Here is a 245-nt window from a genome sequence, read left to right on the forward strand (position 1 = left end):
GGGCTCCGGCGTACAGATTGAAGCCGAGTTGACCGGGGCCGAGCGCCAGCTGTTGCTGCAGGTGGCCGAGGTCTTCCGGCGCATTGCGGGGGAGCAGCAGGACCAGTCGGCCCGCTCGCGCGAGATGCGCGACGCTGCAGCGCAGCGCTACGAGAGCCTGCTCAACCGCATGTCGTCCACTTCCGCCCACATCATTTCACAGTCCTGAGAACTTGATGGAAATCATCAACAGCCCCGCCGCACGG

At 65.3% G+C, this 245-nt stretch carries 1 protein-coding gene; it reads left to right on the top strand.

Going from position 1 to position 245, the window contains the following annotated elements; translation table 11 throughout:
* Window positions 1-208: hypothetical protein (locus ACQG3P_RS21810; RefSeq protein WP_426806219.1), on the top strand; the 208-nt coding region annotated here is incomplete at its 5' end.
* Between the last annotated feature and the right edge of the window lie 37 nt (window positions 209-245).

It is taken from the genome of Stenotrophomonas sp. SrG, from assembly GCF_050031795.1.
Classification (GTDB): domain Bacteria; phylum Pseudomonadota; class Gammaproteobacteria; order Xanthomonadales; family Xanthomonadaceae; genus Stenotrophomonas; species Stenotrophomonas rhizophila_A.